The organism is Victivallis lenta (genome assembly GCF_009695545.1).
Lineage (GTDB): Bacteria > Verrucomicrobiota > Lentisphaeria > Victivallales > Victivallaceae > Victivallis > Victivallis lenta.
Genome location: NZ_VUNS01000035.1, coordinates 46745 through 53588 on the forward strand (window position 1 = coordinate 46745; position 6844 = coordinate 53588).

At 52.9% G+C, this 6844-nt stretch carries 5 protein-coding genes; 4 read left to right on the plus strand and 1 reads right to left on the minus strand.

The window, feature by feature from the left end; all coding sequences use genetic code 11:
• Positions 1 to 184: 184 nt before the first annotated feature.
• Positions 185 to 760, minus strand: coding sequence for a winged helix-turn-helix domain-containing protein (locus FYJ85_RS20570; RefSeq protein WP_206213355.1), 576 nt, complete (start codon positions 758 to 760; stop codon positions 185 to 187).
• A 110-nt stretch (positions 761 to 870) separates the two neighbouring features.
• Here FYJ85_RS20570 and FYJ85_RS20575 point away from each other — a divergent pair, with 110 nt between their 5' ends.
• The 4 genes from FYJ85_RS20575 (at position 871) to FYJ85_RS20590 (ending at position 6013) form a co-directional block, all read left to right on the plus strand.
• The gene (locus tag FYJ85_RS20575) at positions 871 to 1068 is read left to right on the plus strand and encodes a hypothetical protein (protein WP_154420598.1); all 198 of its coding nucleotides are present in this window, start codon (positions 871 to 873) and stop codon (positions 1066 to 1068) included.
• 135 nt (positions 1069 to 1203) lie between these two features.
• Positions 1204 to 3525, plus strand: a complete 2322-nt coding sequence (locus FYJ85_RS20580; RefSeq protein ID WP_154420599.1) for a terminase gpA endonuclease subunit — start codon at positions 1204 to 1206, stop codon at positions 3523 to 3525.
• 149 nt (positions 3526 to 3674) lie between these two features.
• Positions 3675 to 4097, plus strand: a complete 423-nt coding sequence (locus tag FYJ85_RS20585; RefSeq protein ID WP_154420600.1) for a DUF2924 domain-containing protein — start codon at positions 3675 to 3677, stop codon at positions 4095 to 4097.
• Positions 4097 to 6013: a recombinase family protein gene (locus FYJ85_RS20590; protein WP_206213356.1), complete on the plus strand. Its 1917-nt coding sequence runs from the start codon at positions 4097 to 4099 to the stop codon at positions 6011 to 6013. Before FYJ85_RS20585 ends, FYJ85_RS20590 begins: the two co-directional genes overlap by 1 nt.
• Positions 6014 to 6844: the final 831 nt, after the last annotated feature.

Consider the following 6844-nt stretch of genomic DNA (forward strand, 5'->3'; position numbering starts at 1 on the left):
CCCACAACGAAAGGAATGTTACAAGGATGGGGGGGCGCGGATTGCACCCCAAGGTTGAAGAACGACGATGTCAGTGGTGGGGCTATTTGGGGAACCTCCGAAGCCATAACCCGGAGCACTTTTTGGAAAAAGGAGGGGAATCAGCAAGGGTACTCATGCTGTGAGTACCCTCTTCAGTTTGCTGTCAGCTGTTGAACTCGAATGCGCCCCGGCGGGCGGCACTCTTGCGGACGCGCGGGGTCTCCTTTTCCTTGATCTCGCGGAAAAATGCGGAGTAAAGGCTCTGCTCCGGAGTCTTTGCTCCATTCGGGCTCCAGAGACCTTCTTCGATGACTTGCGCGAGGATCTCTTTCGTGTTGAGCGGCGTCCGGCTGTGCTTGAGAACCTGCAGAGCCGCATTCAGGAGTGAGAGTTTTTTCTCCGGCGATCCGCCGGATTCCGGCGCGGGATTGGGCGTGTCCACTTCCTCTTCCGCTTCCGGCGCAGCGGATTCCGCCTCCTGTTCCGTTGCGGGAGCCGCTTCTGACGGGATCTCCGCATCGACTGCTTCCGTCTCCGGTTCCGTTGCCGGGACCGCCTCCGGCGCTCCCGGTTCGGCGATGACCCGTTCGATTCTGGTGACGATGAACTCGCGGTCGCTGCCGACCTTTTTGACTTTCCAGCCGTTCGCGGTGATCTCGGTTACGACGACCTCGATCTCATTGCGTCCGACTTTCACCATGACGATGGTTCCGACTGTGATGTTGCTCGTGTCGCACATGCTTACCTCCTTGTGGTTGTTTGAGTTGCGACTTCTTTGCTTCGCTGGTGCATATACAACCATGACTTGCGCCACTTATCCAGTCGCAATCTGAAAATAAAGGCAAATAGATGGATAATTCTTTGAAAATCACTGCATTGCAGCCTGAAGTGCTGGTGAGATTGCTGAAACAGGCCGGATCCCGGACCGCTTCTCCGGAGATGATTGCCGAGGATCTTGCTTCCGGTGCGCCGCAGAATCCGGACGGCACGATCAACCTGATTGAATATGCCGCCTGGCTGGCGAAGGAGGAAAATGATGAGTTGTAAAAATACCTTGCTCGCAGATATGAGTACGGCGAAGCCGCACGGAATATCGGAGAGCCGGGGTCCCCGCAAAGTACCCGAAGCCGCGAAGCGGACCCGAGGCCCGTGGCCGAAGGGTGGCAACTTTGGGGGGATTCTATGATCAATCCGAGTAACATGCGCGTGGTGGACGTCGCGCGGCTTCTGAACTCCACGTCGTTCGGATTTGTTCTGGCGCAGGCGCGGCTTTACCGCGAGTTCAACCGCGTCGGTTTCCGGATCGGCTCCTCGGAGAATCCGCGCAACATCAACCTTCTGAAATACATTGCCTGGATGTTCGACCGGAAACACACTCCGGAGGAGACGTCCGGCGCGCGCAGCTATGAGGATCGGCGCAACGCCGAGCGCGACCGTCAAGCGGAACAGTCGCTTGCCGGACGCGACATCGGCCAGCTCCCGGAGGTCGTGAATCCCGACAGGAAAGCCGCCTGCGAACGCAATTTCCAGCTTTTCTGCGAGAGCTATTTCCCGGAGACCTATTCTCTTGCATGGTCGCCGGATCATCTGAAGGTGATTGAGAAGATTGAAACGGCGGTTCTGCGAGGCGGACTCTTTGCTCTGGCGCTCCCGCGCGGTTCCGGGAAGACGACAATCACGGAAAGCGCGGCGCTCTGGTCGATGCTCTACGGTCACCGCGAGTTTGTGGTACTGATCGGCGCGACTGAATCAGCGGCTCTGGAGCTTCTGGATTCGTTGAAGACCGAGCTGGAAGTCAACGAGCGTCTCGCCGAAGACTTCCCGGAGGTGTGCTATCCGGTGGCACAGCTGGAGGGGATCGCGAACCGGTGCGCCGGACAGCTCTACAAGGGCGAGCGCACCCGCATCACCTGGACAAGCAACGAGATCGTTCTGCCGACCGTCGAAGGAAGCAGGGCTTCCGGCATCATCGTCCGAGTTGCCGGCATCACCGGACGTATCCGTGGTATGAAGTTCAAGCGGAGCGACGGTCGGAACGTGCGTCCATCACTTGTTGTAATCGACGATCCGCAGACCTCGGAATCCGCCGGATCGCTGGAACAGACACGCAAGCGGGTTCGTGTGCTTGCCGGAGACATCCTGGGACTTGCCGGTCCGGGGCAGAAAATCTCCGGGATCATGCCCTGCACGATCATCCGCCCGGGCGACATGGCCGACATCATCCTCAACCGAAACACCCATCCGGACTGGAACGGCGAAAAGACCCGAATGGTCTACCGCTTCCCCACGAATATGAAACTGTGGGAGGAATACGCCGAGATCCGGGCGGAAGCTCTGCGCACGGAGGGCAATTTCCAGAAGGCGACGGAGTTTTATCTGGCGAACCGGGAGGCGATGGATGCCGGTGCGGAAGTGAGCTGGGAAGCCCGCTTCAACCACGATGAAGTATCGGCGCTTCAACACGCGATGAATCTGAAGTTTCAAGATGAAGCAGCCTTTATGAGCGAGTATCAGAACGACCCGCTCCCGGATGACACGGCGGACGACTCGCTTCTTTCCGTGGACGAGATCTGTGCAAAGATCAACGGACTTGCCCGACGGCGCGTCCCGCTGAAATGCGATCGTCTTACGATGTTTGTCGACGTCCAGAAAGCGCTGCTTTTCTATGTGGTAATCGCATGGGCGGAGGACTTCACCGGCGCGGTCATCGACTACGGCTCATGGCCGGATCAGCACCGGCACGAGTATTCGCTTGCCGATGCGAATCCGAGCATTCAGACGCTCTTCCCGAAAGCGGGCTTCGAGGGAGCCCTGTACGCCGCGTTGTCCGCGCTGACCGATGAATGTCTCGGGCGCGAGTGGGAGCGCGAGGACGGGGCTGTCCTGAAAATCGAGCGCGCTCTCGTGGATGCGAACTGGGGACAGTCAACCGATGTCGTCTATCAGTTCTGCCGTCAGAGTTCCCACGCAGGAGTGATCCTGCCGTCGCATGGCAGATACGTCGGAGCATCCTCGAAACCCATGACCGAATACCGCAAACAGCAGGGCGACCGGCTCGGATTCAACTGGATGATTCCGAATGTCGCCGGGAAACGGGCGATCCGGCATGTCATCTACGACACGAACTACTGGAAGAGTTTCATTCACGCGCGGCTCGCAGTTCCCGTCGGCGACAAGGGGTCGCTCACCCTCTACGGACGGATCCCCGGGGCTCATCAGCTCTTCGCGGAGCATCTGACCGCCGAATACCGCGTCAAAACACAGGGGCGCGGCCGCACGGTCGACGAGTGGAAACTCAAGCCTCAGTCGCACGACAACCACTTTCTGGACTGCGTCGCGGGCTGTGCGGTCTGCGGCTCCATGCTCGGCGCGTCTCTGCCCGAGACGCTTCCCGCGAAGCTCGACCGCAAGCCGATGATCCGCCTTTCCGACAAACGCCCTGGCGGGATTCCCCCGAATGGCAGACTCAAACTTTCTGAACTCAGGAGACAGAAGAATGGATAAAAAGGCATTGGAAAAAATCGCAGAAATACTGGCGTCCGCAATTATGCGGAAAATCTTGGGAAATTGAACTCAGAACGATTTGCTATCCGCCTCGATGGGAGCTTTATATACGGACAGCGGAATCTGAAAAAAAGCAAGGAGAATTCTGTATGAAAACGGCTTGCAAGTCGACTAATATTCGTGTGGAGCTTGCACGGCTTCAAGTCATGGAGCTTCACGAGTTACGGGAAAAATGGCGCGAGCTTTACGGGAAAGATGCGCCGGATTGCGGAAAAGTATTCCTCCGGAAGCAGCTGGCCTTTCGTATTCAGGAACTTCGTTATGGAGGAATCAGTGAAACGGCGCAATCCGTTTTAGAGAAAATCGGGGAAATGCCAAAGGTTCGGCCGAATCCAGGCGGCGTGATTCCCGGAACTCGGTTTGAGCGGGAATGGAAAGGGACGATTCATGTAGTGATCGCCACCGATACCGGATTTGAATACAACGGTCAGAATTACCGTTCCCTCTCCGGAGCGGCATTTGCCATTACCGGAACGCAATGGAACGGCAAGAAATTTTTCGGAGTAAAATAATGGAAGAAATCATCAGATGCGCATGTTATACCAGAAAATCCGTGGAAGATGCCACCCTTGACCGAGACTTCAATTCCCTGACCTCGCAGCGGGAAGCATGCGAGAGTTACATTGCCAGTCAGAAATGCCGTGGGTGGGTTTGTCTTCCGGAACGTTACGACGACGGAGGATTCTCCGGCGGCAATATGAACCGGCCGGCCATGACCAGGCTGAAGGCTGATATCGAGGCAGGAAAGATCGATATGGTCGTCTGTTATAAGATTGACCGTCTTTCCCGCTCCATCATAGATTTCGCAGAACTCCAAAAGTTCTTTGAAGAGCACAACGTTCATTTCGTTTCCGTGACACAGGACATCAACACTTCCAACAGTTCCGGACGGATGCTCTTGAACATTCTCATCACATTTGCCGCATTCGAACGGGATCTGATCATCGACCGAGTGAAAACCGCAATCGATGGCGGGAAAAAAAGAGGGAAATTCTGCGGTGGAGTTCCCATGATGGGATATCGTTCCGATCCGCTGACAAAAAAACTGCAGATCGATGAAGAGGAAGCCAAAACGGTCCGGCTCATTTTTGAAAAATATCTGGCGCTTGAATCGCTGAAGCAGACCGTTCATGAAGTCAACCGCCTCGGATTGACTTCCCGGGCATGGACTTCCGCCAGCACGGGAAAACTTCACGAGGCAAAAAAGTGGACGACTGCATCCATACACCGGGTGTTGTCGAATCCGATTTACGCCGGATACGTCAGGCATTATGATTCCATCTACGAAGGCGAGCATAAAGCAATCATTCCTCGTTCGGAATGGGAAAAGGTTCAGGCGCTGATGAACTCGCATGGACGAAACCGGCGAGGCGGTTATCGAAAACAGTATCATGCCTTCGATGGGCTTGTCCGCTGCGGACACTGTCGCTGTGCCCTGACTCCAACCTATGCCAAAAGGCATGGGAAAAAATATTACTACTACATCTGCCAGAAGACCATCAAGGATCCGGATCATACCTGCCCGCTTTCGCGCATTCCCGAGGGCAATCTGGAACAGGCTGTTCTTGGCCAGCTTGCCGCACTTTTCCGCGCGCCGGCAATCTTGCGGGCGACTCTGGCGGCTGTTCGATCCAAGGAGGAACTGCTCCGCAGGGATTTCGAGAGAGACTGCGAAATTCTCCAGAATCAGCTGAAGGAACTTAAAAAGGCCTCTCTGGAAAAAGAAACCGATTATGAAGAGATCAAAAAAGTCGCTTCGGAACTCGCGGAGGTCAAACGGAAAAAGAGTCTGCTTCGGGATGTGGTCTCCGAAGAAACGGTTATTGCAGCGTTAAGCGATGTTTCCGGACTTTGGGACTTCATGTTTCCCGCCACAAGGACGGAGTTGCTGCGACTGATCATCAGCAACATCGAGGTGTTCTCCGACAAAATTTCCCTCACGTTAAAAGTCGAAGGATTGAAAAATCTTGCCGAAGAGATGGCCGTAAGCGGTTATTTTCATTCCGAACATACAGCATCGGAAAAACTGCCGGAAACACAGCAGACAGTGTTGTCCGATGGTTCCATACGTCTGACGATGAAACTGGAAACCAAAAAAATCAATGGGCATCGCCATGTGGTCATCCCCGCCCCCGGGGCAGAACGGCTGAAGCAGACCTCGCTTCTGCGGGCTATTCGCAATGCCCAGAAATGGCTGGCAATGCTGATGAACGGAGAGGCAAAGAATTTGACGGATCTGGCATCACAGCTTGGACTCAAGCCTTCCTATGTCTCAAGAATTCTTTCTTTGAACAATCTTGCTCCTGATATCGTGGAAGCGATTGTCGAGGGGAATGAGCCGGATGGACTTTCCATCGAAAAAATCTCTCGGAACATTCCCGAAGACTGGGCTGAGCAACGGAAACTCTTCGGCTTCCCAGCACTGTGATTTCAATTTCAAGCGGTTTTGTGTAATGCGAAACCGCTTTTTTATATTCCGAGAATAGTGCACACACCAGCAGGAAAACGAAAGCGAAAGAAACAAGTCAATGCCGGGTTCGGAGGTATTTCAAGCTGAAATGGCATTTCGGTAAACAGCAATTCCCGTATAGGAAAATATGCGCAATTTTTTGGATGTTATCAAATCAAATTGTTGGAAAGCCCATTTCACACTTGAGAATTTACGCAGAGCCGTTGGCTAATACATTGATTTCTTTAATAATCTGCGCCTGTCTCAAAAAGTTGAACGGAATTCCTCAAGAAAAAAAAGAGTATTTGGGATTTTGAAATAAAAAGTGTCTAAAATACACTCACTGCACTTCTCTTTTACAGCACGATATCAACATCTAATATTTTACTTATTGAATTCGCAATCATTGTAATGTCTTTATAATTCCCCGATAATATAAATTTGTTGTCTCCAAATTTATCAACCAACAAGATGGAATATGACGGTAATGTCGTAACTGGATAGGCAGGAATTTCTCTTTTTTTTATCGTTATATAACTAACTGAACTAAATTTAATTAAGGCTCTGTCACAACAAATGGTTGATTTTTGACGAGAAATAGCGTATAATAATAGTAAGAAACAGTACCACCGAAGGAGGTAATTGGATATGCCTACTATCAAAGACGCATTAGATATTATCGGTGTGCTAAGTTGCAGGAAAATGGTTTGAAGAGTTTGTAAAAACGGGTAACACTTTTCTCTGAACAAGGAGGAAGGTGTGAAATGAAAGCTGCACCGGAAACAGGGCCGAATCGGAGTGGAACCCGTT

Excerpts from the sequence above, each read along its gene's own strand:
- FYJ85_RS20570 (WP_206213355.1), bottom strand. The coding sequence starts at position 760 with ATGTGCGACACGAGCAACATCACAGTCGGAACCATCGTCATGGTGAAA.
- FYJ85_RS20575 (WP_154420598.1), top strand. The coding sequence starts at position 871 with ATGGATAATTCTTTGAAAATCACTGCATTGCAGCCTGAAGTGCTGGTG.
- FYJ85_RS20580 (WP_154420599.1), top strand. The coding sequence starts at position 1,204 with ATGATCAATCCGAGTAACATGCGCGTGGTGGACGTCGCGCGGCTTCTG.
- FYJ85_RS20585 (WP_154420600.1), top strand. The coding sequence starts at position 3,675 with ATGAAAACGGCTTGCAAGTCGACTAATATTCGTGTGGAGCTTGCACGG.
- FYJ85_RS20590 (WP_206213356.1), top strand. The coding sequence starts at position 4,097 with ATGGAAGAAATCATCAGATGCGCATGTTATACCAGAAAATCCGTGGAA.